The organism is Rheinheimera muenzenbergensis, assembly GCF_036984005.1.
GTDB lineage: Bacteria > Pseudomonadota > Gammaproteobacteria > Enterobacterales > Alteromonadaceae > Alishewanella > Alishewanella muenzenbergensis.
On the sequence record NZ_JALAAR010000005.1, the window covers coordinates 25,430 to 52,354 of the forward strand.

The window sequence follows — 26,925 nt, forward strand, 5'->3', positions numbered from 1 at the left end:
TCACCGAGTTTACTGAGCGACACACTTAAATCCAGCAATACCTGCGGCTGGTCGCCCAATTGCGCCTGCAGCTGCCGGTCAATCGACAGACTTTCCCGATAGGCTGACAACGCAGCTTCTGCACGCCCGGTATCGCGCTCAGCATCACCGAGTTTACTGAGCGACACACTTAAATCCAGCAATACCTGCGGCTGGTCGCCCAATTGCGCCTGCAGCTGCCGAGACATCGCCAGGCTTTCCCGATAGGCCGACAATGCGCTTTCTGCACGCCCTGTATCTCGCTCGGCATCACCCAATTCGGAAATTGCCATCAATAACTCGCGTTGTAAGCTGACAGCGTCAGGTTTTTGCTGTAATTTTTTCCGTGCTAATTCAACCTTAGCAATAAAGGCTGCGTTGTCAGTATCTGGCTGAGATTGCAAGAAATGCGGTAATAAGTCCGGGTACTGTTCTTGTTGTTGCACGGCCAATTTTGCTTCAACTGCTGAACTGTAAGAGCGGATGTGCCAAAGATCAGGTGCTATTTGAATCACTTTTGTTTGCCAATGCAAAGGTAAACATATCACCAATGGACAAGCAAAATTGTTTGATAACCATTCCCGTCGTTCATTTAATCTGGCCAGCAGAGCAGCCCGAGCGGCATCCCATTGGCTTGTATCGTTTTCATTATCCAGAGTAAGTATTTGTAGCCAAACAGGCGCATGATATTTCGCGATACGGTTGCTGTGTTCTTCAAGCTTTGTCAGTACTTCAGCAACTGCAGTGCGGGGGCTATCCGGAACGAACCTGCTTAACGGCGCGGTGCGCATTGCGCTTGAATCATCGAGCCACTGAACTATGTCCTCAATTGCCTTGCTGTCCGGGCAAAATAAAAAGCAAAGGCTAAAGCGCTCACTCCATTCAATATGCAGCCGCATTTCCGGCCATATGTCTGCTGGAGTTTGGTCTGGCATACCGTTTTCATTCACCGATTTCACCGTATAATGCTAACTCGCTGTGCAATAAATAATGAACATCACACCAGTCCCGTCCATTGCGATAGTTTAAAATGATACCGCTATCAAACAAACGCGCTAATTCATGTAGATTACTGATTGAGTCTAAACCTGTACCATGTGTTTTGCGCACATTGAGCAACCACTGTTTGTCTTCCTCCGCTAGTGGCATTTCATTCATTAACACCTGAGTTGCAAGCTGAGATAAAGGCGAACTACTTTCAAGTGGAACTGGCGCTTTTGCAACCCGAGCCTTGGTACATACCGATTTAATCAAGCGAAAATAGTCTCGCACACTACCGCTTGAAGCAAGCGCCAGCTCCTTCAACATAGCGTTTGGAATAAGCTGCTCTACATCCGGATAGCGATTACGTACACATTGAACGAGCAAGTTTAAACCTTCATCGAAAGGTTTTACGTCTGTGATTTCTCTTTTATTTATTTCCGGCGTTTCAAATACTTTAACATGAGGCAAAGTGCATACCTCTACACCATAATATGACCCGATGCGGGGGCATAAAAACGGCAAGTAAGGCGGTACGCTATATACAACGTGAATATGTTGTAACTTAAGATAGTCGCCATTTGTTTCAAAGGTTCGGGTGATAGCGTCATAACATACCCTTGCATCGCCCCCTGTTACACGTAATCGCTCTAAAGAATCTAAAATCAAAATAACTTTAGTATCTTCCCTACTAGTCTTTCGAGCATCCTCTGAAATTTGCTTTGCAAATTCTCTGACTTGTTGCGCCAACTTTGCAGGTGCGCCAGCAATGGCTTGCATAACTTTTTGTTTTAAATTGTCATTCTGTTTAAGTACCGCTTTTAACGTAAAACCGGCCGCCTCAAAGTCAATCTCACTGATGTTAACTTCAGTATTATTCAAACAATCCCATAGTCTTCGCACATAACTTGGTTTGTCTTTCTCTGGCTTTAACAACGCATCAGCACCATCGGCTAGTGCCGCCACCATCGTTAGTAATAACATCTCGGTAGTGATAGGCTCCGCGAGGTTAAGATATTCCCCCATATCGGCAACGATGACCATATGCTTATTGTCTCGCAGCGCTACAGCCATACGACGAAGCTCCGTCGATTTACCAACTCCTCGATGACCCGTAAATAACCAGGAGGTCGGATTTTCCGACATCTCAATGTTAATCTGAAGCTCTTCAATCGGCTCTATACCGTTGGCGCTATGCAAATTATCTACATACAGCCGCTGATCTTGCGGATTGGCGTAATCGAGAGGACGATCAAAATCTAGTCGCTTAAATAACGCTTCAAAGCTGGCGCTGTCCATGTTTACTTCCAAGGCTGTACACAAAAAATAATTACAAGTATCTGGAAGAGTACCTTTACAGTCAAGCATAGGCCGGCTTTAAAGCGCTATAGCTAACCACTGTAGTAGCACTGAACAAGTAATTAGCAAAAATAACGCTTTTAAGCAGTACTACCCGCTAAACCGGCGTTTTTAAACTTATTGATGCACAAATACCCGGTAAATTTTCAGCCGTCATGCCATCTTGCAGGAAGCCGTCAGATGAGCTGAGTTTGGCTCTATCACTGTTGTCTGCGGCCATTACCTGATCGATCCAATTGGCATGGCTGGATACGCGGGTATACAGCTCTTTAACGCCGTACTCGCCAACATCTTTAAACCATGAATCTACTCTGGAGCTTATGCCAAGCAGGTAGTAACCATCATCTTTTTTCAGATAGGCTGGGCCACCGCTATCGCCATTGCCCGATACCCCCTCCAGCTCAAGCCCGTTTTGCCCGGATTCAAACACAAATCTCAAATCGGATTTTGTCACGGCGGTTACTTTATTCTGCGCCTTACGCAGTACGCCATTGTTGTCTTTGTAGCCGACAGTTTCGCCAGTTAATCCTGTTCCCGTGCCGCCACTGCCGATAAACCACAGCACCTGGTCTCGTTCGTCCTGTTGGCGGTATAGTTTAGCAGGCTCAACACTTTGCACCGGTTTTGCCAGCTTAATAAGCGCCAAATCATTCTGTTTGCCTAGTTGGTAAGATGGGTAGCTATAACGCGCCTGTACCTCAACCAATTCATCGCCTACCGCAATAGGCTGGCCCGGATTCAGGCAAAACACTGTATGCGCTGCTGTTAACACCCATTCAGGCGCTATCAAGGTGCCGCGCACGCCGATATTGTAAAACGTGGCCAACGGTGGAAAATCTGTTTTAGCGGCAAGATACTGCTCGGCCGGTTTGTCATGACGAATAACAATGGCTGACGCCGGGGCGCTGATAATACCGCTACTTATCAGCAAACTAAGGCTTAGCAACTTTAAATGGGTGTTGTTGCGCATTTGTGTATCCTGACGGGGCTTAGATAGATACCAGATTGGCAGAAAAGCTTGTAACAATTAAGCCTTTAAATGTAAGGGGTTATGTAGAGTTATTGGCGTACCCGAGGGTAACTTCCCCCCGGGGCTCGGCACAATTTGCTTTAATCTGGATTAAACTTATCGCTGCATGTTAAGGCTAAATATTTGCTCTACCGGTACCTCAAAAAACTTAGCCAGTTTTAGCGCGATAACAACTGAAGGCGTAAAGCGGCCGGTTTCCACAGTGCTAATGGTTTTCCGCGATACGCCTATCGCTTCTGCCAGCTCGGTTTGCGATAACTGCCGTGCAGCTCGTAGCACGGCGATGGTATTGGTTAACTCTTCCATCAGGCATCAGCCTCATCGCGCAGGTGCAGCAACACCGTAATACTCCATACTGCGGCACTTAATGCCAGTAAAAATAAAGCGAAGTTACTCATATTAATTGTTAGCTCAGCTGCCGGGCCTAAATTTTCCAGCATTGGCGCATCGCCTAGAATATAAGCCGGTACCAGCATCAGCATAGTGACCAAAAATGCATTGCTGTTTGCTTTGCGGTTAACCTCGCGGGCAAACTCTTCACTATATACACCAATAAGTTCACGCCAGCCACCGCTGGGACGGTTTTTAAGACTCCAGCTTATGCAAGTTATGACAAAGCCAATGGCGAAGACGCCGGTTAGTATTGCTAGCCAACTTGTATGCTGCCACTGCAGATCTTGCGAAATATTTCTTGCCAGGCTTGAGGCAAACATGCCGCTGGCAAACAGCGTACTGTATGCACCGAATTTTAACGCCCTAATTTGTTGTTCCGGATCCCAATTTTTCATTCTCCACCTCGTTACTGATACCTTAGGGTTTCAATATATAACCCAGGGGTATCACATTGCAACCCTAAGGTAGCATAAAGATGTTGCAAAATGTGTCCAATCGCATTTTCAAATGCCTAAAGCAGTCAGCGCAGTTTATTTGTTGCTGCCGCATTTGCTTTGGTTATGGCAAAATAGGTTTTTTAGTTTTGTTGCGGAGCCGCTATGCAACTGTCCCCTGCTGATCTACACATTCTGCTGGTTGAACCTTCCGAAGTGCAGCGTAAAATTATCCGCAAAAAACTGGCGGAAGAACAGGTAACCCAGGTTGAAGAAGCCGATAGCCTGAGCAGTGCACTGGCTAAAATTGCTGAACATAAACCTGATGCCATTGCCTGCGCCTTGCACCTGGCCGATGGCACGGCTGAACAGCTGTTAAAACAGCTTAAGGCTGATGCCAGCACTGCAGAGATCCCGTTTTTACTGGTTTCCAGCGAAACCCGTAAAGCTCAGCTTGAAGCTTTTAAACAATCTGGCGTAGTCGCCATTTTGCCCAAGCCATTCGATGCGATGCAACTTGGCAAAGCACTGAACGCTGCTGTCGATTTGCTTAGCCCGGCTGAGTTGGAACTGACGTTGTTTGACGTGCATGATGTACGCGTGTTGGTGGTTGATGACAGCCGGCTGGCCCGTAACCATATCCGCCGGGTATTAACCAACTTAGGTATGCAGCATATCGTTGAAGCCGAAGACGGCCAGCAAGCTATTGGCCAATTACAGCAACAGATGTTTGATTTAGTGGTTACTGATTACAATATGCCGGAAGTAAACGGCCGCGAGCTGACCGAGTTTATCCGTGAACACAGTACCTTGTCACATATACCGGTGCTGATGGTCACCAGTGAGGCTAATGATACCCACCTGTCTAACATTGCCCAAAGTGGTGTTAACGCCATGTGCGACAAGCCATTTGAACCGGAAGCCGTTAAACAGTTGCTATATCGTCTGCTGGAACATTAAGCCTGTTGCGGTATAAAAAAAGCCAGCGTTTAGCTGGCTTTTTGTTTGGTTTCAATACATTACTGCAAAACAGAAATGTCTGCGACCTGTAAAAACAAATCGCGCAGTTGTTTTAATAGCGCCTGACGATTAGCCCGTACAGCAGCGTCCTCGGCATTTACCATGACTTTATCGAAGAAGGTATCGATCACTTCTCGCATCTGCGCTAAATGCGCTAAGCCATCGGCATAGCTTGCTGTACCGGCCTGAAACGCCTGCTCTGCTACTATAGCCTTATGCAGCGCTTGCTCAGCATCTTCCTGCAGCAGTGCAGCATTGACGTTAATCGCAATGTCGCCGTCAACTTTTGCCAGGATATTGGCTACCCGCTTATTGGCAGCAGCCAGTGCAGCCGCGGCTTCCAGTTTGCTAAAGCTGGCCACAGCTTTAACGCGACGGTCAAAATCGGCTGGTGCGGTTGGTCGACGGGCTAAAACCGCCTGGATCACATCGACACGATAACCTTCGGCTTCATACCAGGCGCGGAACCGGCCCAGCATAAACTCCAGCACGTCGTCTGCTACGTTGGCATTGCTTAACTTAGTACCAAACGTTTGCTGGCTGAACGCTATGGCATCAACCAGATCAATTGGCAATTGTTTATCGACCATGATGCGTAGCGCACCTATAGCGGCGCGGCGCAGGGCAAAGGGGTCTTTGTCACCCTTCGGTGCCTGGCCAATACCAAAGATCCCCACCAGGGTATCCAGTTTATCAGCAATGGCTACGGCAGCGCCCTCTAACCGGCTCGGTAGCTCGTCGCCGGCAAAACGCGGCATATACTGCTCGTTCAGCGCCAATGCAACGGCTTCAGCTTCACCATCCAGCCGGGCATAGTGCATACCCATAATGCCCTGCACTTCCGGGAATTCACCCACCATATTGGTCATTAAGTCAGCTTTAGACAGCAAGCCGGCGCGTTCAGCTGCAGCTACATCAGCGCCAATTTTCGCTGCAATAAAGCCGGCAACCTTGCTGATACGCTCGGATTTCTCGGCCAGCGTACCCAGTTGCTGCTGAAACAATACCGTTTTCAGGCTATCTAATCGGTCAGCCAGCTTTTGCTTACGGTCAGTATTGAAGAAGAACTGTGCATCAGATAAACGCGGGCGCACCACTTTTTCGTTGCCACTGATAATCTGCTGCGGATCTTTGCTGGCGATGTTGGTAACAAAAATAAATTTGTTCAGCAGCTTACCGTTCTGATCCAGTAACGGAAAGTACTTTTGGTTATCTTTCATGGTTGAAATTAACGGCTCAGCCGGCACCTGCAGGAAGCTTTCCTCAAAACTACCTACCAGTACAACCGGCCATTCTACCAGCGCTGTAACTTCTTCCAGTAAGGCATCGTCCATCAGAGCTTTACCATTGAGCGCAGCCGCGGTTTTAGCGACTTCTGCCGCGATAAAGGCTTTACGTTCAGCAAAGTCAGCAACAACAAAGGCACTGCGTAATGTAGCCAGATAATCATCAGCATGCTTGATAGCGACTTTTTCCGGCGCATGAAAGCGATGACCGTGAGTTTGGTTGCCACTGTCACGGCCTAGTATGGTTGCCGGTACTACATCTGTACCATATAGCATTATGATGGTATGTACCGGGCGGATAAACTCTGCAGTAGAGTTACCCCAGCGCATTGGCTTAGCAATTGGCAATTTAGCCAGCGCCTGCTGTACCACCTCTGGCAGTAAACTAACAGTGGCAGCACCACTTACTTTAGCTTTATGCAGTAGCCAGGCACCTTTATCTGTTTCCAGCTTTTCGGCCTGCTCTACGCTAATGCCACAACCGGCAGCCCAGCCCTGTGCAGCCTTGGTAGGCTTACCGTCGACATCAAAGGCGGAAGCGATAGCCGGGCCACGCTTTTCCACTACCTTATCAGCTTGCTGTGCAGCCAAAGCATTAATACGCACCGCTAAACGCCGTGGAGCGGCATACCATTGCACGTCTGTATGGCTGAGTTCTAATTTGGCCAGCTCAGCCTGCAAGTTGTCCGTAAACGCTGTAGCCAGGGTCTTTAACGCTTTTGGTGGCAGCTCTTCGGTGCCAATTTCAACAAAAAAATCTTGCACCGACATTATGCCTCCTGCTTAACACTGTTGTTATTTTTACACAGCGGGAAACCCAGCTTCTCACGCGTGGCATAGTAAGCCTCTGCGCAGGCCTTGGCCAGTGCACGCACCCGCAGGATGTAGCGCTGGCGCTCAGTAACGGATATAGCATGGCGCGCATCCAGCAAGTTAAACGCATGCGATGCTTTCATTACTTTTTCATAAGCCGGCAGTGCCAGACCTTGTTCAATTAAATACTGGCTTTCTTTCTCACACTGGTCAAAGTACGCAAACAGTGCAGGTACGTCAGCGTGTTCAAAGTTATAAGTGCTCTGCTCCACTTCGTTTTGGTGGAACACATCGCCATAAGTTACCCGGCCCAGCGGGCCATCAGTCCAGACCAGGTCGTAAATAGAATCGACGCCCTGGATATACATGGCCAATCGTTCTAAACCGTACGTGATCTCACCGGTTACCGGACGACACTCTAATCCGCCCACTTGTTGGAAGTAAGTAAACTGGGTAACTTCCATACCATTGAGCCAGACTTCCCAGCCTAAACCCCAGGCCCCCAGTGTGGGTGACTCCCAGTTGTCTTCCACAAAGCGGATGTCGTGTACCAGCGTATCAATACCCAATTCGCGTAACGAGCCTAAATACAGCTCCTGAATATTGTCTGGCGACGGCTTTAAGATCACCTGAAACTGGTAGTAATGTTGTAACCGGTTCGGGTTTTCACCATAGCGGCCATCAGTGGGCCGGCGGCACGGTTGCACATAAGCAACGTTGGTAGGTTCTGGCCCTAAAGAGCGTAAAAACGTCATAGGGTGGAAAGTACCGGCACCCACTTCTAAATCCAGCGGCTGCACAATAACGCAACCCTGCCGCGCCCAGTAATCCTGCAGAGCTAAAATCAGGCCCTGAAAGGTTTTAATATCATATTTATGCATGCGCTTCTAACTCGCTAAAATGACTGAGGGGCCGAAGCCCCTTTGCTGTTAATTGGTAAAACTACACGTCCAGGTTGGCGACATAGAGCGCGTTTTCTTCAATAAAGGCCCGGCGTGGTTCAACGTGGTCGCCCATTAGCGTGGCAAACAGCTGGTCGGCACCGATAGCGTCTTCAATGGTAACCTGCAGCATACGACGACTTTGCGGGTCCATGGTGGTTTCCCATAGCTGCTCAGGGTTCATTTCACCCAAACCTTTATAGCGCTGAATATACAGACCGCGCTTCGATTCGCTCATCAGCCAATCCAAAGCTTCCAGGAAGCTTTCTACCGGTTTAACTTTTTCACCACGGCGGATATAGCCACCTTCTTCGATCAGATCACGGATTTCATCACCCAGCGCTGCTATGCTCAGATAATCCCGCGAGGTAACAAAGTCATGATGCAACAGATACTCGTTGTCGATACCGTGCTGACGAATAATGACCTTAGGTAAAAATAACTGACGTTCACGGTCTTCATGTATGGCATAGCTGTAACTTGAACCATCACCTTCTTTGGCATCCAGCCGCTGCACCAGGTTTTTCGCCCACTGCTCACTGTATTCAGCCGATTTCGTCTGCGCCACATCCAGTGTTGGAACATAAATCAATTCGTTTAACAGGTTGTACGGGATCTTACGGGTTAAACGTAAGATAGTCGCCGACACCTTGTGATACTGGCGTACCAGCTTCTCCAACGCTTCACCACCGATGCCTGGCGCTTCTGCATTGACGTGCAGAGAGGCTTCGTCCAGTGCCAGCGTGGTCAGGTATTCCGTTAACGCTGCTTCATCTTTAATGTATTGCTCTTGCTTGCCCTTTTTCACTTTGTACAGTGGTGGCTGCGCTATATAGATATAACCGCGCTCAATCAGCTCTGGCATCTGGCGATAAAAGAAGGTCAACAGCAGCGTACGAATGTGCGAACCGTCGACGTCAGCATCCGTCATCAGGATAATGCTGTGATAGCGGGTTTTATCCGGGTTGTATTCTTCGCGGCCTATACCACAACCTAAAGCGGTAATCAGGGTGCCGACTTCCTGTGATGACAACATCTTGTCAAAACGGGCTTTTTCGACGTTAAGAATTTTACCTTTAAGTGGCAGAATAGCCTGGTTTTTGCGGTTACGGCCCTGTTTGGCAGAACCACCCGCAGAGTCACCCTCTACTATATACAGTTCAGATAACGCCGGGTCTTTTTCCTGGCAATCAGCCAGCTTGCCTGGTAAGCCGGCAATGTCCAGCGCACCTTTGCGTCGTGTCATTTCGCGCGCTTTACGGGCGGCATCACGGGCACGGGCGGCATCAACAATTTTACCAACAATGATTTTGGCATCACCGGGGTTTTCCAGCAGATATTCGTTCAGGCGCTCGGCCATGACGCTTTCAACCGCAGAACGCACTTCTGATGACACCAGTTTGTCTTTCGTTTGTGAGCTGAACTTCGGATCAGGAACTTTAACGCTGATTACAGCGGTTAAACCTTCACGGGCATCGTCACCCGAGGCCTGTACCTTCATCTTCTTGGCGTAGCCTTCCTGCTCGATATAGGTGTTTAATACCCGCGTTAAAGCACCACGGAAACCTGCCAGGTGCGTACCACCGTCGCGTTGTGGAATGTTATTGGTGAAACAAAACACGTTTTCCTGATAGCTGTCATTCCATTGCATGGCTACTTCAACGGCTATGCCGTCGTCGCGTTGGTCAGTGAAGTAAAAAGCCTTAGGGTGCACGCTGGTTTTGGTACGGTTTAAATACTGTACAAAGGCTTCGATACCACCTTCGTATTTAAAGTGGTCTTTTTTATCAGTCCGTTCATCGGTCAGAATGATACTCACGCCCGAGTTTAAGAATGACAGTTCACGCAAACGCTTGGCCAGAATATCAAAGTGATAATTGATGTCGGTAAACACCGTTGGGCTGGGCCAAAACCGGATGGTGGTACCCTTGTCTTCAGTTTCACCTATCACCGCCAGTGGCGCTTGTGGTACACCCAAATGATAGATTTGTTGATGCACCTGGCCCTTACGGCGGATCGTCAGCTCGAGCTTGTCAGACAAAGCGTTTACGACAGACACACCCACGCCGTGTAAGCCGCCAGACACTTTATAAGAGTTGTCGTCAAACTTACCGCCGGCATGCAGCACTGTCATAATAACTTCTGCGGCCGATACGCCTTCTTCGTGCATATCGGTCGGAATACCACGGCCATTGTCGCGTACCGACACCGACCCGTCACTGTGAATAGTAACCCAGATGTCCGAACAGTGGCCGGCTAAGGTTTCATCGATAGAATTATCGACCACTTCAAATACCATGTGGTGCAGGCCTGAACCGTCATCGGTATCGCCGATGTACATGCCGGGTCTTTTACGAACTGCATCCAGTCCTTTTAATACTTTTATGCTCGAGGAATCGTAGTTATGTTGTTCGGCCATCGTTATCTGTCCGTGCTGTTAGCTGCCCGTGTTCCACGTGAAACATCGCCTGCTGTTCGGCGGCGATAAAAGGTGAAACCTGTTCAGCGTTAATTGCAGTAATAAAAACCTGTGAGTTTATATCGCGTAAATAGCTAAATATCTGTCGGGTTGACTGCGTGTCTAACTCCGACGCCAAATCATCGATCAATAACAGCGGCTGTTTATGGCCGTTATCACGAATAACATTATTTTGCGCAATTTTAAGCGCAAATAATAACACTTTTAACTGACCACGGGATAACACTTCTTCTGCTGTCCATTGGTCTTTTTTAAGCTTTAAATCGGCTTTTTGCGGGCCATACTGGGTAAACCCCATGCGGCAGTCCTGGCCAAAGCTATGCTGCAACAGTTGCTGTAGCTCTGCCGGACTGTCAATCTTATCCGGCCAGCCCTGCTGCAGTTGAAAACTCAACGACTGCATTATATCGTCGTTACCGGTAAGTTGCCGAAACGCCGCTTCAAGTTGGCTAACATAAGTCTGGCGTAACTGCTGCAGTTGAAAAGCTAACTGGACAAACTGCTGATCCCAAAACTCGAATTGACTATCATATTGGCGGCTGGTTTTAAGTAAGGCGTTGCGCTGCTTAAGCACTTTATTAAAGCGCAGCCAGCTATCGAAGAATTGAGGTTCCACGTGGAACAATCCCATATCGAAAAACTGCCGTCGCTCTTTCGGCCCGCCAAAAAACAAACGAAAACTGTCTGGCGTAATCAGCTGCACCGGCAACAAACTGGCAAACTCAGCAAGTCGGTTTACATTGCCGCCGTTTAGTCGCAGCACCAGCTCACCCTGCTTGTCGCGCTGCAACCCCAGGCTATGAATCTGCTTCTGCGCCGAAACCTTAGCATGTAACACAAAGGCATTAGTCTCATGCTGAATTAAACGCTGCGGCCGGCTGGTACGAAATGAACGGCCATGGGCCAGATAGTAAATCGCTTCAAGCAAGCTGGTTTTGCCACTGCCGTTCATGCCAGTTATTAAATTAAACTGGGCATGCGCGTTTAATGACACTGCCGTCAGATTGCGAAACTGACTGGCGCTAACTGACAACAGTGACATCGCTTACAGACGCATTGGCATAACAACGTAGCAGGCACCCACATTACCAACGCCCTCAACCAGCGCGCTGGAATTGGCATCATTTAAATGCAGCTGCACCAAATCAGTTGCCAGCGTATTCAGCACATCCAGCAAATAGCCGACATTAAAACCAATTTCCAGGTTATCGCCCTGATATTCAACTTCGATGATCTCTTCTGCCTGCTCGTGCTCTGGGTTATTCGCTACAATTTGCAGCTCGCCACTGCTTAGGGTAAAACGCACGCCACGGTACTTTTCGTTAGACAAAATAGAAGCCCGGGTGCAGGCGTCTTTTAACACGCTGCGATGAGCAGTAACCAGCTTGGTGCTATTGCGTGGCAATACCCGCCGGTAATCGGGGAAGCGGCCGTCAATTAATTTACTGCTAAACACATAGTTGCTGTCTGTCAGGCGGATGTGGTTCTGCCCCAGGCTTAAGGTGATTAACTGATCATCACTGGCCAACAAGCGCATCACTTCCAACACACCTTTACGCGGAATAATAATTTGCTTTTGCTGAGCGCTAAAACCTGGCAATTCCAGGCTGCTGAGTGCCAATCGGTGGCCGTCAGTGGCAACTGCTTTTACCGCGCCGTTATCCACTTCAAACAGCAAACCATTCAGGTAATAGCGCACATCCTGATTCGCCATCGAAAAAGCGGTGTCATCCAGCAGCTTGCGCAATTGTGACCGCGTCAGCTGAATATCCACTTCGCCCTGCCAACTTTCCAGATTTGGGTATTCGGCTGCACTTAAGGTAGATAACGTAAACTTGGTTTTACCACAGGTCAAAATACAGTTGTCGCCTTGCAACTGCACACGCATATCGGCACTTTCTGGCAAACTGCGGCATATATCCAGCAGCTTTTTCGCCGGTACGGTAATACGGCCAGGGCTTTGCACGGTTAAACTGTCAGTCGTTGCTACCAGCTCCACCTCTAAATCTGTACCTGTCAGCGACAAGGCTGCGTCACTTACTTCCAGCAGCACATTAGACAAAATTGGCAACGTATGGCGGCGCTCAATAGCACCAGACACCATTTGTAATGGTTTGAGTAAGGCGTCTCTGTTAATAGTAAATTGCATGACCAAGTCCCTTTACGATGACAAAGTACGGATTAAATTCTGGAAGTCTTCTTTTATTTCGTGTGTTTCTTCTTTTAGCGACTCTATCTTGCGACAGGCATGTAACACTGTAGTGTGATCGCGGCCACCAAAAGCATCACCAATTTCCGGCAAGCTGTGGTTGGTTAACTCTTTGGACAGCGCCATGGCCATTTGCCGTGGCCGGGCTACCGAACGCGAACGGCGTTTTGACAACAAATCGGCGACACGGATTTTATAATATTCGGCTACGGTTTTCTGGATGTTTTCGATGGTAACCAGCTTATCTTGCAGCGCAAGTAAATCACGCAGCGCTTCACGGACAAAGTCTATGGTAATAGGCCGGCCGGTAAAGTTAGCATTGGCTATAACGCGGTTTAATGCGCCTTCCAGTTCACGTACGTTTGAGCGCAGGCGCTTGGCAATAAAAAACGCGACTTCTTCCGGCAGGCGGATCTGGTTTTCATGCGCCTTGCGCATCAGGATCGCGACCCGGGTTTCCAGCTCTGGTGGTTCTATTGCTATTGTTAAGCCCCAGCCAAAACGTGATTTAAGCCGATCTTCAACACCATCAATTTCTTTCGGATAACGATCACTGGTAAGTATGATTTGCTGATTACCTTCAAGCAGCGCGTTAAAGGTATGAAAAAACTCCTCCTGTGAGCGCTCTTTATTGGCAAAAAATTGAATATCGTCGATGAGCAGGGCGTCGACAGAGCGATAATAGCGCTTAAACTCTTCTATCGCGTTGTTTTGTAACGCTTTTACCATATCTTGCACAAAACGTTCGGAGTGCATATAAATCACTTTGGCATCTGGCTTTTTGGCCAAAATGCCATTACCTACCGCGTGCAGTAAGTGCGTTTTACCTAAACCAGTGCCACCATAAATAAACAACGGGTTATAGGCGGTACCCGGATTGTCGGCAACCTGACTGGCAGCAGCACGGGCTAACTGGTTAGATTTACCCTCAACAAAATTAGTAAAAGTATAGTTAGCCCGCACATTACTGGTAACGATGCTCTTTGGCGCTGGCTCTGGCGCTTCTTTTTGTACTGGTGCAACAGGAGCTACAGCAGCCAATGCCGGGGCTGGCGTATTAGAACGCGCTTTATTACTCTGGCTGGAACCAACGTCAAACTTTAATCTGGGTGCATCATCACCACAGTAATCCTGGATCAGCTCCAAGATCCGACTTAAGTACTTTTCGCGTACCCAATCTAATACAAAGCGGTTTGGCGCATATAAGGTTAGCCCTGTGTCAGAGCTATCAGCTTGCAATGGGCGGATCCACATACTGAAATGTTGCGCGGGCAATTCGGCCTGTAGCGCCTGCAGGCAATTTTGCCAAACGGACTGATACACCATATCTCCTGAAGCCTTAATTATTATGATTAAAAAGGCTGGCGTAAATTAACTAAGGCCACATTATCGTACTATCTTATCCACAACTTCAATCTTGACTTTTTCAATTTAGCAAAAGATCAGCACAAATAACGCTAACGCATTGTATTTAAACTTTATATTTCTCTTATTCCTTTTAATAATACCCAGAGTTTATGCTGTAGCTAATCAGACTAAAGAAAATTTAACCCACACTTTATTCATATTACATACCCCACCCTGTGGAAAACTTAATGCAAAACTGCAATACAAAAGATCTGCTGCAATAAAACACAGGATCTGATTGACTTTGGCTGGCGAACTACTTAAAATTCGCGCTCATTTTTGTCAGCTGCGTTTTGGTGTATTTGCTAAAACACAGAAACCTTTAGTAAATATTTCGACCGGACGGATGAGATTATGAGTAAAAGAACGTTTCAACCAAGCGTATTAAAACGCAAGCGTAACCACGGTTTCCGTGCTCGCATGGCCACTAAAGGTGGTCGTCAGGTGTTAGCGCGTCGCCGTGCTAAAGGCCGTCAGCGTTTATCTGCTTAATCAGCGGTTAGCCGCTGCGTGGTCAGCCTGAAATTTGGTCGGGAGTTACGTCTGCTAACTCCCGGTCAGTTCGATAATGTTTTCCAACTCCCATTTCGGGTTTCTTCCCCTCTGTTTACCATTTTAGCCAAAGCCAATCTACTGCCTCATCCCCGATTAGGCCTTACTATCGCGAAAAAACGTGTTAAATTAGCCGTGCACCGCAATCGCATTAAGCGCTGCGTGCGTGACAGTTTTCGTTTGCATCAACATGAGTTGCCTGGTGTCGATTTGGTACTGATGGTAAAAGGCGATATTAGCAACACCGCTAATGATGAGTTACATAGGCAACTGGAAAAGTTATGGCGCAAGATCGCTCGGCAATACACCGCTCTGCAATCTGTCTAGCCTTATTGCTACTGCGGGGCTATCAACGACTGATAAGCCCGTTATTGGGGCAAAACTGCCGTTTTCAGCCAACCTGCTCACATTACGCTATTGCCGCCATTGAACGCTTCGGCGTATTTAAGGGCTGTTGGTTAGCAGCAAAACGTATACTGAAATGTCACCCCTTGCATGCAGGCGGTGATGATCCTGTTCCTGAAAAGCACAATGAGAAAAGCTAAGCCATGGAATCACAACGTAGTTTATTAGTTATAGGTCTGGCACTGGTCAGTTTTTTACTCTGGCAGCAGTGGAATATCGACACCGCGCCTAAGCCTGTCGCAGCGGTAACTCAGCAAAGCAACAACAGTGCTGGCGGCTCTGCCGACTTACAATTAACCACTGCAGATGCTGAGCAACCCGCTACTGCAGTAGCAGCTGCGGCACGCACCGTAACGGTTAGTACTGATGTACTGCAATTAAGCATTGATAGCCGTGGCGGCGATATCGTTGATTTGCAACTACCGGCCTTTGAGTTAAACAAAGGTGAAGGCGATGCTTACCCGTTAATGCGCCGCCTGAACGGGTTCGAATATGTGGCACAAAGTGGCCTGATTGGTCGTGATGGTCCGGACGACAGCCGTAATGCTCGGCCGGTATATAGCACAGCGCAACACAGCTATCAGCTGGCGGCTGGCGCAACCGAGTTAGTAGTCCCTTTAACCTTTACTCATAACGGACTGCAGATAGAAAAACGCTTTACTTTTACCGCCGGCCAATATGATGTCCGGGTAGAATATTTTATCCAGAACCAAAGCGACGAAGTTAAAACCGTCCAGCCATATCAGCACCTGGTGCAAAGTATTGATAATGGCGAAAGCGCCAGCATGATGATGCCGATTTACCGTGGTGCGGCCTTTGGTACCACTTCTGAGCGTTACAACAAATATGCTTTTGATGATATGGCAGAGAAAAACCTGCTGGAAGCCACCAACGGCGGCTGGGTTGCCATGCTGGAGCATTATTTCGTTGCGGCCTGGATCCCGGATCAGCAAGCCGACAACCAGTTATACAGTATGGTACGTAACGGCCAGGGCGTAATCGGTGCTAAAGGCCCTGCTGTTAATATTGAACCAGGCAGCTCTGAAACCTTAAGCAGCTCTTTTTATGCTGGCCCTAAATCACAGGACAACCTGGCAAAACTGGCTAATGGTTTAGACTTAACGGTAGATTACGGTTTCCTGTGGTTTATCTCACAACCTTTATTCTGGTTACTAACACTTATCCAGGGTTTTGTAGTGAACTGGGGTGTGGCCATTATCTGTATCACGCTGATCGTGAAAGGCGCTATGTATCCGCTGACTAAAGTACAGTACGAGTCAATGGCCAAGATGCGTAACTTAAAGCCAAAAATTGACGAGCTACAGGCACGCTACAAAGATGACCGGCAGAAAATGGGCCCGGCCATGATGGAACTGTATCGCAAAGAGAAAGTGAACCCTATGGGTGGCTGCTTACCGATGCTGATCCAGATGCCTATCTTCCTGGCGCTGTACTGGGTATTTGTTGAAAGCGTTGAATTACGTCACGCGCCCTTTATGTTGTGGATTAACGACCTGTCAGCGCAAGACCCGTACTATGTATTGCCGGTACTGTTTGGTTTAAGCATGTTTTTAATGCAAAAGCTGACTCCAATGCAGGTTACCGACCCTATGCAGCAGAAGATCATGATGTGGATGCCGGTGGCGTTCTCAGTATTCTTCCTGTGGTTCCCAAGTGGCCTGGTACTGTACTGGTTCGTTAGTAACCTGATTTCACTGGCGCAGATGTTATACATCTACAAAGGTATGGAAAAGAAAGGCTTGCATACGAAGAAAGCTTGATTGAAATACCATGAGGTGTGAACCGGGTGTTCCTGCGTAGCAGCGGCAGGGATGCCGCGCAGGCTGAGACAGTACAAGGACGTACTGTCGAAGGCGGCGAAGCAGGAATCTCCCGGTTCATACCCTGAACAATACCAATGGCCTGTCGCCTTGTGCTGACAGGCTTTTTCTATTAAGAGGCAACCCATGTTTACTACTGACACTATCGCCGCTTTAGCCACCGCCCCCGGCCGCGCCGGTGTTGGTATTATCCGCATTTCTGGCCCCGACACCAAAGCGGTGGCCGAGGCCATACTGCACAAACTGCCTAAACCGCGCTACGCTGAGTATTTACCGTTTTTTGATAGTAAGGCTAAGGTGCTGGATCAGGGAATCGCCCTACTGTTCCCAGGGCCAAATTCGTTTACCGGCGAAGACGTGCTGGAGCTACAAGGCCACGGCGGACCGGTGCTATTGGATATGCTGTTAAAGCAGGTGCTGGCCTTACCCAATGTGCGTATTGCCCGGCCAGGTGAATTCTCTGAGCGCGCGTTTTTAAATGACAAACTCGATTTAGCCCAGGCCGAAGCCATTGCCGACCTAATTGACGCCAGCAGCGAACAGGCCGCACGCAGTGCGATGCAGTCATTACAGGGCGAGTTTTCTAACCGTATTCACCAGCTGGTCGAAAAAGTGATTCACCTGCGTATGTATGTCGAAGCGGCCATAGACTTCCCGGATGAAGAAATCGACTTTTTATCCGATGGTAAAGTCGCTGCCGATTTAGCAGAGATTATCGAGTATCTGGCGACAGTTAAAAAACAGGCCACTCAGGGCAGTATTTTACGTGAAGGGATGAAGGTCGTCATCGCCGGCCGGCCCAATGCTGGCAAATCCAGCTTGTTAAATGCCCTTGCTGGTCGCGAAGCGGCTATTGTTACCGAAATAGCCGGCACCACCCGCGACGTACTGCGCGAGCATATTCATATCGATGGCATGCCACTGCATATTATCGATACCGCCGGTTTACGTGACGCTACTGATCAGGTTGAGCAAATTGGTATTGAACGGGCCTGGAAAGAAATAGCCCAAGCCGACCGGGTATTGTTTATGGTCGACGGCACCACAACCAACGCTACCGACCCACACGATATCTGGCCGGACTTTATCGATCGCCTGCCTGAAGGCTTAGGCGTAACCGTGATCCGCAATAAAGCTGATATTACCGGCGAGCCAATGAAAGCTGATCTGACTGCTAAAGCACCGGTTTATCGTTTATCAGCCAAAACCGGCGATGGTATCGACGCACTGCGCGAGCATTTAAAACAATGTATCGGCTTTGATGCCAGTACCGAAGGCAGCTTCCTCGCCCGCCGCCGCCATTTAGACGCACTGGATCGCGCCGCAGAACACCTTGCTATAGGTCAGGAACAACTGCACAGCTTTATCGCCGGCGAAATACTGGCCGAAGAGTTGCGGCTTACCCAACAGCACTTAAATGAAATTACCGGCGAGTTTAGCTCGGATGATTTGCTCGGTAAAATTTTCAGCTCGTTTTGTATCGGTAAATAATTACTTCAGCGCATCTAAGCGCTGCGCGGTGTTGTCCGTTACTATCAACACCGCTATCAGTAATGCCCCCAGCGTAACAAATCCAGCCGCCAGATACAGGCCTATATCATACTGGCCGCTGGCTTCGGCCAGATAGCCGGTTAACGCCGGCGCCAGCACCTGGGCACTGCCGTAAGCCAGTGTCATCTTACCCATTAATTTCGCTGGTTTACTCGGGTACAAGCGCCCGGCCATGGTCAGAACTAAACTGACCACACCAACAAAGGTCGCGCCAAATAAGGCTGCGCTTAGCAACACTGCAGTTAAAGAGCTAAACCACAGTGGCAGTAAAATAGCGGCACTTTGCGCCAGCAGCGCCAGCATAATGGCTTTTAAATAGCCGGTTTTACGGGCGATTAAATCCCATAGCATTACCGCCGGCGTCGCCGCCAAACCTAACACAATAAAACTTAAGTTACCGCTGCCAGTTAAGCCCGGCATTCGCTCGACAATGGTTACTATAAAGGTCGCGCTGATCACATAGCCATAACCGGCGCAGAAATAACTGGCCAGCATCAGGCGATAAAAGCGTGTAGATGGTTGTGTATCGGCTGAACGGCTTTGCGCGGCAGCAGAAACGGCGGCTGGGCGTGGCAACCAGCGCCAGGCCGGAATCGCCAGCAACACGGCAAAACCGGCGAAGTACTGCCACTGACTACGCCAGTCCAGCTGCAAACTAAGCAAAAGCTCAACCAACAGTGCCGCCAGCGCAATACCAAAACCCAAGCCGGCAAAGTGAATACCAAGCTCTGCACGCTGTTTATGGCTTAACAGCCAGTGCATAATCAGGCCCGAAGCAATCAGCATAGAGCCGGCACTGCTTAAGCCGGCAATAAAGCGCCACAGCGACCACAGCCAGACGCTAGTGGTTAACGCCATACCTAAGGTGCTTAGCACCGCTAATATCAGCCCCAGCCGGTACAGGCTGTCTTTTAGTTTAAGGTTAGTCAGATTGGCTGCCAGCAATGCGCCGGCCATATATCCCAGATAATTCACCGCTGCCAGATAACCGCCGCTGGCGTCATCCAGCACGCTTTGTTGCTGCATTAACGGCAACAGCGGTGTGTAAGCAAAACGCGCTACCCCTAAACAAAGTAGCTGGCTGAAAAATCCGGCCAGTAGCACATAATACCGCTGCGGTATGCTCATCTGTTTAGCGCATCCCTGAAATAAAAAACCAGCTTAATATAACTAAAAAGGCCGCGATATACGGCCTTAGTCTGAAGTCCCTTTTTTAACGCTTAACGGGCGTAAGTGGCGGTTAGTGTAGCTTTGCCCAGCGCCATGGCATTAAGCATAAAACCCACCACCGCAGCGCTGGCGCCATCGGCAGCGGGCAGAGCCTCTTCCGGTAAGGCCCAAACGGTAAACTGATAGCGGTGCATACCATGCCCCTCTGGCGGGCAGGCGCCGCCAAAGTCTTTACTGCCATAGTCATTATTAAAACTACGGCTGCCCGGTGGCAAACTGCCTTTACCGGCACCGCGGGCTAAACCGCTGGCCGCTTGCGGAATATCGGTGACCAGCCAGTGCCAGAAGCCAGAGCAAGTTGGCGCGTCCGGGTCAAATACGGTAATAGCAAAGCTTTTCGTGCCTGCCGGTGCATTAGCCCACTGCAGTTCAGGCGACACATTTTTGCCGCTGCAACCAAAACCATCAAACTCGTGATCTTTGGCCATAAAATGACCTTCTTTAATATCCGGGCTGCTAAGGGTGAAAACCTGTTTTGTCATAACGCCTCCAATGTGAGTAAATACTTACTTATTTTGAGATAGCCATTGATAAAAGGCTTGCTTGGGAAAGGCACCGGCTTGCTGCGCCACGACCTTACCCTGCTTAAAGATCATTAAGGTTGGGATAGAGCGGATATTAAACTGCGCCGCCAACTGTTGCTGTTGCTCAGTATTAATTTTGCCAAAGCGGAAATGCGGCTCCAGCTCACTGGCCGCCTGGCTGAAAACCGGCGCAAAACTCTGACAAGGGCCACACCAACTGGCCCAAAAATCCACCACCAGCGGCAGCTCTGCTTTTTGCGCATGGGCGGCAAAATTAGCCGTAGTTAGTTCCAGTGGCTCGCCCAGAAACAGCGCTTGCTTACACTTACCGCAATGGCCGTTCTGCGCGACTTTATTAGCGGGTAAACGGTTTAATCCATTACAAGCTGGACAGGCAACTATCATTTTGGGCTCCGGCATTTTAGCTATCATCTGTATGCTACTTTCTGCTATATAGCGCCTGATGGGCCGGAATTAAAGGCTGTGCTAAAAACTCAGTTGCTGCCAGCCGGTTTTACTGTCAAATCTTAAACTTTTAACCTCGCCACGGCCTTCAATGTTGACAGTATTAACTTGCGCCGGCCACAACGCCTGTAATGCCTGGTGTTTAATACGCAAACCCTGTAGCTCAGCAGGGATCGGTGCCTCCTGATACACCCAAAAGAACCGACCTTCCAGTTGGCCACCAACCAGCGTTAAACTGATGACGTCACCCGCCAGCGTAGTCAGGGTAAAATGCTCACTGACATACTGGCTAAATGTCTGCTGTGTTTGCTCACTGTTTAGCAGATCAGCGTTTTTATCAAATAACTGTTTTACACCATGCTCGGCATCGTGCACATAAAAACGGTGCATCACTTCAATATTGCCACTGCGATCGTTAAACACCAGCTTTGTCAGCGCGGCTTTCATTTCATGCGCTGCTAACGGGCCGCTACAGGCGGCCAGTACCAGCAAAAATGCCAACATCCGCAGCATCAGTTATTGTCCTTGTTATTGTCATCCAACTTTTTCGCCGGATCTTTTAGTTTGGTTTTACTGTCCTGCATAATATCGCGGCTGACTTTGGCTTTGCTCTTATCCGCTTTGTATGCCTCGATACGGGACGGAATAATACGACGCGGATAAAAGTTATTTTCAATATCGACATCTGCGGTTTCCCACTTCGGATCGACCACCACGTCCTGCAGCACTTTATCTTTGGCGGTAACGATCAGCTTATTTACCGCTTTCGGGCTGCGCCGCCAGATCTCGGCCGGAATATATTGCTGCTCACTGCTGCCATCGGTGTAATTAAGCTGCAGCAAAATTGGCATTACCAGGCCGCCTTTGTTACTAAACTGGAGTACATAGTAATTTTTATCTTCGGCCACCGCACGCTCAAAAGCGGTGCGTTCCCACGGTTCTAACTCATGCAAAAACTTGTTATAAGCATTGCGCTCTTTATTGGTTACGGTAAAGCGGTCGTTTTCATCGTAAAAATCGCGCACATCCGGATTTTTATCTATCCACAGTACTTTACCTTCGGCTTTGTTACGCTCAACAAACAGTGGCATCGGCTTATCCTGCTCTTGCTGGCGCTGACGCTCGAAATCAATATCCGGGTTCTTGGTGTCTAAGCGTAATTGAAACACCTTATCCAGCGAGATATCGACATGATCGGTGCTGTAAAACCAGCCACGCCAAAACCAGTCTAAGTCAACGCCACTGGCCTCTTCCATAGTGCGGAAAAAGTCGGCTGGTGTCGGGCGTTTGAATTTCCAGCGCGTGGCATATTCTTTAAAGGCAAAATCAAACAACTCACGGCCTAAAATCACTTCGCGCAGAATATTCAGCGCCGCCGCAGGTTTGGTATAAGCATTAGGTCCTAGCCGTAACACACTGTCTGACTGCGTCATTATCGGCACCTGCACGTCAGATTTCATATAGTCGACAATGTCGCGTGGTTCAACGCCCCACGGAATGGTTGGGTCCCACTCGCGGCCGGCAACGCCGTCTAAAAAGCTGTTTAAGCCTTCATCCATCCAGGTCCACTGCCGTTCGTCAGAATTGACCACCATCGGGAAATAAATATGGCCCACCTCATGAATTACCACGCCGATTAAAAAGCGCTTTTCGGCTTGTGAGTAAGTGCGGCTGCCATCATCCTGCAATTTAGTGCGCGGGCCGTTAAAGGTGATCATCGGATATTCCATACCGCCAACCGGGCCATTGACCGACTGCGCCACCGGATACGGATAATCAAACGAGAAGCGTGAATAAACCTCCATGGTATGCACTATGGCTTCGGTGGAATATTTCTGCCATAAATCACCGCCTTCTTTCGGGTAGAACGACATTGCCATGACAAATGGCTGCTCAGTGCCGCCCTGCTGGTAACCTTTGGCATCCCAGATAAACTTACGCGATGAGGCCCAGGCAAAATCACGTACATTTTTGGCTTTAAAATGCCAGGTTTTGCTGCTGTCAGTGCCCTCTTTTTCGTTTTCTAATGCTTCAGCTTCGGTAACAATAAACACCGGACGCTTGGCCGATTTAGCTTGCTCCAGCCGCGCTAACTGCTGTTTGCTTAATACCTTACTGCTGTTTTGCAGCTCACCGGTCGACGAGACAATATGGTCGCCTGGTACTGTTAACTTGACGTCATAATCACCAAACTCCAGCGTAAACTCACCCCGGCCTAAAAATTCTTTATTGGTCCAGGCTTCGTAGTCGGTATAGGCCACTAATCGCGGAAACCACTGTGCCAACAAGAAAATATCATTACCGCCTTCGCGGGCATCTTTCGGGAAATGTTCATAGCCAGAGCGGGCTGATACCGCATCTTCTTCGACGATGTTAAATGCAAAATCCAGGCTGACATCTGTAGCCTGGCCTGGTTTTAGCGGTTTATCTAAATCTATCCGCATTAAGGTACCGACCAGGGTTACCGGCAATGCTTTACCACTGCTGCTTTTCACATTGCTGATGACAAAACCCAGTTCATTGTCGGCCATAAACTGCTGCCGGCGCAGCTCTTCCAGGCTTAAGCGGGCGGTAATATCACCATCACCCATAGAGGTAGCAGGGCCACGACGGCCAATACCGCCAAAGTCGGTGCTCATCTCAGCCATAGAGTCATTTTTAAAGATGTTCTGATCCAGATGCAGCCACAGGTACTTCAACGTATAAGGCGAGTTGTTTTTATAGTGAATTTGCTGGTTGGTACTTAAACGGCGCTTGGCTTCATCAAGCTTTACGTCCATTTTGTAATTCACCTGTTGCTGCCAGTATTGCTGGCCCGGTTCACCGGCAGCGTTGCGATACACATTAGGGGTTGGCAGTACTTCGTCTAATTGACGAAACTTATCTTCAAAGTCACCTTTGGTTTGACGAATGGCATCAGCGCCTGCAGCAGTGCTACAAAGTAGTGTCGCAACCAGACTAATAAGCGATAACCGGCGTGCGGCCAGGCGGGATATTACATCGGACATAAAAATGACTCTGTTATTAATTTAACCAGCTGAAGTTAGCCCTCTACAATAAAAAACTTCCGCAGTACAAACAAGCGCTGTTCAACACGTACAGTGGTTAATCTATCGCCAATAAAAAACCCTGCCGCGGCAGGGTTTTGTTAAACGCTAACAGCTTTAGTCACGTGGCTTACGCGGAGCGCGCGGTGCGGCTCCCGGGCGTGGGCCTGGTCCATTAGACGGACGACGATCGCCGGCTGGCGCAGCGCCGCTGTCTACGGTGATATTCAGCTTTTGCTTACGCACATAGACTTTTTTCAGATGTTGAAAAATTTCGTTCGGGATAGCTGCAGGTAGCTCTACCGTGCTGAAATGATCAAACAATTTGATATTGCCGATAAACTGGCTGTCAATATTGGCTTCATTGGCGATAGCGCCAACGATATCACCAGCGCGTACACCGTGCTCTTTACCCACTTCAATGCGGTAAGTCTGATAATCGCCTTTCATTTCACGCTTAACACGCGGGCCACGATCAGGACGGTCGCCGCTGCGTTCAGGCCGATCACGACGTGGACGGTCGTCACGATCACCACCGCGGGCATGCGGCTCACGGATTTCCGGGAACTGGTTTGCCACATTCAATGGCTGATCTTTTTGCGCTAAAAATAACAAAGCGGCGGCCAGATCATTCTCTGTTGTTTCAATTTTATCGCGCCAGTCGTTAATTAACGCCTGGAAGAAACTCAGATCCTGGTTCTCGATGGTTTGGGCTAATTGCTCACGGAACGACTCAATACGGCGCTGCTCAATAACACGGCCTGTTGGCAGTGACATTTGCTCAATCGGTTGCTTGGTGGCGTGTTCAATGGTGCGCAGTAAACGACGTTCACGTGGCGACACAAATAAGATCGCTTTACCTTCACGACCAGCACGACCGGTGCGGCCGATACGGTGTACATAGGCTTCACTGTCGTACGGAATATCATAGTTTACTACCAGGCTGATACGTTCTACGTCCAGACCACGGGCGGCTACGTCAGTCGCAACAATAACGTCCAGCTGATTCGCTTTCATTTTACGAATAGTCAACTCGCGGTGCGCCTGGTTCATATCGCCATTTAAGCAAGCCACCGCATAACCGCGGGCGCCCAGTTTTTCGGAGATTTCTTCAGTGGCACTTTTGGTACGGACAAACACTATAGTGGCATCGTACTCTTCGCCTTCCAGCAAGCGGGTTAACGCATCCAGCTTCTGATTACCGTCTAACATCACATAACGCTGAGTAATTCGCTCAACAGTGCTGGTTTTTGAGGCAATTTTAATTTCTTCAGCATTTTTTAAGTGCTTTTGTGCAATAGCACGAATTTGCGGCGGCATGGTAGCAGAGAACATCGCCACCTGACGACCGGCTGGCGTGGCATCCATAATGGTTTGCACGTCGTCGATAAAGCCCATGCGCAGCATTTCGTCGGCTTCATCAAGTACGATGGCACGTAGCTTATCCAGCTTTAAGGTGCCACGATCCAAGTGATCGAGAATACGGCCCGGCGTACCAACGATAACCTGCGAGCCACGCTTTAATGACTTCAGCTGATTGGTATAGCTTTGACCACCGTACAATGGCAATACATGAAATGCCGGCATATAGCGGGCATAAGCCTGGAAGGCTTCAGCAACCTGAATCGCTAATTCACGGGTTGGTGCCAACACCAGAATTTGTGGATCATTTTGTGCAGGGTCAAGCCGTGCTAATAAAGGCAGCGCGAAGGCGCCGGTTTTACCGGTACCGGTTTGCGCCTGGCCTAATACATCTTCGCCAGCTAACAATTTAGGGATAGCTGCCGCCTGAATAGGCGACGGCGTTTCATAGCCAAGTTCAGTAACAGCACGAACAATAGCTTCAGGCAGCATTAGCTGGGAAAATGACACAGTGTCAGACATACGTTGTTTAAACCTCAATAACACGCAGGCGTAGTGGTAGTGCTATTGTTGTTTTTACTTAGCCTGCAGAGCAGTAAAAACACGTAAATCATGTCAAAGCCATAGCGTTGACAGATTTTATTCCAGTAGTATAGCCAAACATTCATATGACAAGAGGCATATCATGATAGACATCCTCGTTGGCAGCCAAATGGGCGCAGCGGAATATGTGGCAGAACAAGTTGCTGAAACACTGGTACAAGCGGGCTATGAAGCTAAGCTCCATCTGAAACCCGAACTGGATCACCTTAACCCTTCCGGGGTCTGGTTAGTGATCACATCCACCTATGGCGCAGGAGATCTGCCTGATAATATTCAACCCTTTGCGGATCAATTAGCACAAGATCGGCGTGATCTTACCACACTTTTCTATGCCGTGATCACTTTAGGTGACTCTGGATACGATACTTTTTGCGAAGCCGGACGAAAACTCGCCGCTTTATTATCTGGCCGCGGTGCTATTAGCCTGATTAACGCGCTGGAGATTGATGCGCAACAAACAGAGCTACCTGAGGATATCGCGCTGCGCTGGCTACCGGAATTGATAAAAGTATTACCAAAAAAAAGCGGGTGACTGGCACCCGCAAACACAAGTATATCTCAGGAAGAACGGAATAACCTTAGTCTCTCCCAAGTTGGCCTCAGCAATAAAACCAACTTGGCGCTACTGTAAAACGAATCCATTCCACCGTCTTGATAAGCTGATGATAAAGCCATGATAAAAGCGCAAAGGCGAACAAGATCCTGTTATACAACCTTATACACAAATTTAGCTTCCAGAAAATTTTAATGTGTATAAGTACCGGTTAATGCGGTGATTAAGCTGTATTTATCCTAGATATAAAAAAAATATTTTTCTGACATGTGGATAAACTACCATTTTGATCACGGGTTTAATGCGATTAGATCCTAGCTTGATCACAGGATCTGATCCTTTATAACTTGCTGATCCTTCGTTTAAAGATCCTGTTATCCACTGAAAACCCTTTGCTTAGTAATAAACATAATAAAAAGATC

The 26,925-nt window shown here is 48.7% G+C and carries 24 protein-coding genes; 7 read left to right on the forward strand and 17 right to left on the reverse strand.

The genetic code is table 11. The features are described 5' to 3' along the window. The 5 genes from MN202_RS07325 to MN202_RS07345 form a co-directional block, all read right to left on the reverse strand. Nucleotides 1–953: tetratricopeptide repeat protein (locus MN202_RS07325; RefSeq protein WP_335735447.1), on the reverse strand; the 953-nt coding region annotated here is incomplete at its 3' end. A 7-nt stretch (nt 954–960) separates the two neighbouring features. After that, a complete protein-coding gene (locus tag MN202_RS07330; RefSeq protein ID WP_335735448.1) occupies nt 961–2,298 on the reverse strand; it encodes a P-loop NTPase family protein in 1,338 nt (445 codons plus the stop codon). Nucleotides 2,299–2,455: 157 nt separating this feature from the next. Next, nucleotides 2,456–3,328, reverse strand: a complete 873-nt coding sequence (locus MN202_RS07335; protein WP_335735449.1) for a S1 family peptidase — start codon at nt 3,326–3,328, stop codon at nt 2,456–2,458. Between the two features lie 156 nt (nt 3,329–3,484). Beyond that, complete coding sequence (locus MN202_RS07340; protein WP_335735450.1) at nt 3,485–3,694, reverse strand: helix-turn-helix transcriptional regulator; 210 nt, start codon at nt 3,692–3,694, stop codon at nt 3,485–3,487. Beyond that, on the reverse strand, nt 3,694–4,176 hold the full coding sequence (locus MN202_RS07345) for a hypothetical protein (RefSeq protein ID WP_335735451.1): 483 nt from the start codon (nt 4,174–4,176) through the stop codon (nt 3,694–3,696). Before MN202_RS07345 ends, MN202_RS07340 begins: the two co-directional genes overlap by 1 nt. A 204-nt stretch (nt 4,177–4,380) precedes the next feature. On the opposite strand from MN202_RS07345, the gene MN202_RS07350 reads away from it, so the two are divergent. Further along, on the forward strand, nt 4,381–5,175 hold the full coding sequence (locus MN202_RS07350; RefSeq protein ID WP_335735452.1) for a response regulator: 795 nt from the start codon (nt 4,381–4,383) through the stop codon (nt 5,173–5,175). Nucleotides 5,176–5,234: 59 nt separating this feature from the next. Here MN202_RS07350 and glyS read toward each other — a convergent pair whose 3' ends face one another. The 6 genes from glyS to dnaA form a co-directional block, all read right to left on the reverse strand. Further along, nucleotides 5,235–7,292 (reverse strand): glycine--tRNA ligase subunit beta, encoded by a 2,058-nt coding sequence (gene glyS, locus MN202_RS07355; RefSeq protein ID WP_335735453.1) that lies wholly within the window; start codon nt 7,290–7,292, stop codon nt 5,235–5,237. Then, a complete protein-coding gene (glyQ, locus tag MN202_RS07360; protein WP_335735454.1) occupies nt 7,292–8,215 on the reverse strand; it encodes a glycine--tRNA ligase subunit alpha in 924 nt (307 codons plus the stop codon). The genes glyS and glyQ overlap by 1 nt, the downstream gene beginning before the upstream one ends. A gap of 61 nt (nt 8,216–8,276) precedes the next feature. Continuing rightward, on the reverse strand, nt 8,277–10,694 hold the full coding sequence (gene gyrB, locus MN202_RS07365) for a DNA topoisomerase (ATP-hydrolyzing) subunit B (protein WP_335735455.1): 2,418 nt from the start codon (nt 10,692–10,694) through the stop codon (nt 8,277–8,279). Next, a complete protein-coding gene (recF, locus tag MN202_RS07370; RefSeq protein ID WP_335735456.1) occupies nt 10,678–11,796 on the reverse strand; it encodes a DNA replication/repair protein RecF in 1,119 nt (372 codons plus the stop codon). The genes gyrB and recF overlap by 17 nt, the downstream gene beginning before the upstream one ends. Before the next feature lie 3 nt (nt 11,797–11,799). Further along, nucleotides 11,800–12,903: a DNA polymerase III subunit beta gene (dnaN, locus tag MN202_RS07375; RefSeq protein ID WP_335735457.1), complete on the reverse strand. Its 1,104-nt coding sequence runs from the start codon at nt 12,901–12,903 to the stop codon at nt 11,800–11,802. 12 nt (nt 12,904–12,915) lie between these two features. Next, nucleotides 12,916–14,286 (reverse strand): chromosomal replication initiator protein DnaA, encoded by a 1,371-nt coding sequence (gene dnaA, locus MN202_RS07380; RefSeq protein ID WP_335735659.1) that lies wholly within the window; start codon nt 14,284–14,286, stop codon nt 12,916–12,918. A gap of 438 nt (nt 14,287–14,724) precedes the next feature. Between dnaA and rpmH the strand changes: the two genes are divergently transcribed. The 5 genes from rpmH (at nt 14,725) to mnmE (ending at nt 18,659) form a co-directional block, all read left to right on the forward strand. Then, nucleotides 14,725–14,862 carry a 50S ribosomal protein L34 gene (rpmH, locus tag MN202_RS07385; protein ID WP_068237138.1) on the forward strand — a complete coding sequence of 46 codons (138 nt, stop codon included), beginning with the start codon at nt 14,725–14,727 and terminating at the stop codon, nt 14,860–14,862. Nucleotides 14,863–14,880: 18 nt separating this feature from the next. Further along, on the forward strand, nt 14,881–15,249 hold the full coding sequence (rnpA, locus tag MN202_RS07390; protein ID WP_335735458.1) for a ribonuclease P protein component: 369 nt from the start codon (nt 14,881–14,883) through the stop codon (nt 15,247–15,249). Beyond that, nucleotides 15,204–15,467: a membrane protein insertion efficiency factor YidD gene (yidD, locus tag MN202_RS07395; protein WP_335735459.1), complete on the forward strand. Its 264-nt coding sequence runs from the start codon at nt 15,204–15,206 to the stop codon at nt 15,465–15,467. The genes rnpA and yidD overlap by 46 nt, the downstream gene beginning before the upstream one ends. A 3-nt stretch (nt 15,468–15,470) precedes the next feature. Continuing rightward, complete coding sequence (gene yidC, locus MN202_RS07400; RefSeq protein ID WP_335735460.1) at nt 15,471–17,108, forward strand: membrane protein insertase YidC; 1,638 nt, start codon at nt 15,471–15,473, stop codon at nt 17,106–17,108. Between the two features lie 186 nt (nt 17,109–17,294). Further along, entirely contained in the window at nt 17,295–18,659 is a 1,365-nt protein-coding gene (mnmE, locus tag MN202_RS07405) for a tRNA uridine-5-carboxymethylaminomethyl(34) synthesis GTPase MnmE (protein ID WP_335735461.1), read from the forward strand. Here mnmE and MN202_RS07410 read toward each other — a convergent pair whose 3' ends face one another. The 6 genes from MN202_RS07410 to MN202_RS07435 form a co-directional block, all read right to left on the reverse strand. Next, a complete protein-coding gene (locus MN202_RS07410; RefSeq protein WP_335735462.1) occupies nt 18,660–19,847 on the reverse strand; it encodes a YbfB/YjiJ family MFS transporter in 1,188 nt (395 codons plus the stop codon). A 92-nt stretch (nt 19,848–19,939) separates the two neighbouring features. Continuing rightward, nucleotides 19,940–20,431 (reverse strand): YbhB/YbcL family Raf kinase inhibitor-like protein, encoded by a 492-nt coding sequence (locus MN202_RS07415; RefSeq protein WP_335735463.1) that lies wholly within the window; start codon nt 20,429–20,431, stop codon nt 19,940–19,942. Nucleotides 20,432–20,455: 24 nt separating this feature from the next. Further along, a complete protein-coding gene (gene trxC, locus MN202_RS07420) occupies nt 20,456–20,878 on the reverse strand; it encodes a thioredoxin TrxC (protein ID WP_335735464.1) in 423 nt (140 codons plus the stop codon). Between the two features lie 81 nt (nt 20,879–20,959). Beyond that, nucleotides 20,960–21,451: a DUF6702 family protein gene (locus MN202_RS07425; protein WP_335735465.1), complete on the reverse strand. Its 492-nt coding sequence runs from the start codon at nt 21,449–21,451 to the stop codon at nt 20,960–20,962. Then, nucleotides 21,451–23,946, reverse strand: a complete 2,496-nt coding sequence (locus MN202_RS07430) for a M1 family metallopeptidase (RefSeq protein WP_335735466.1) — start codon at nt 23,944–23,946, stop codon at nt 21,451–21,453. The genes MN202_RS07425 and MN202_RS07430 overlap by 1 nt, the downstream gene beginning before the upstream one ends. 156 nt (nt 23,947–24,102) lie before the next feature. After that, a complete protein-coding gene (locus MN202_RS07435; RefSeq protein WP_335735467.1) occupies nt 24,103–25,869 on the reverse strand; it encodes a DEAD/DEAH box helicase in 1,767 nt (588 codons plus the stop codon). A gap of 163 nt (nt 25,870–26,032) precedes the next feature. Here MN202_RS07435 and mioC point away from each other — a divergent pair, with 163 nt between their 5' ends. Next, nucleotides 26,033–26,482, forward strand: a complete 450-nt coding sequence (gene mioC / locus MN202_RS07440) for an FMN-binding protein MioC (protein ID WP_335735468.1) — start codon at nt 26,033–26,035, stop codon at nt 26,480–26,482. Nucleotides 26,483–26,925: the final 443 nt, after the last annotated feature.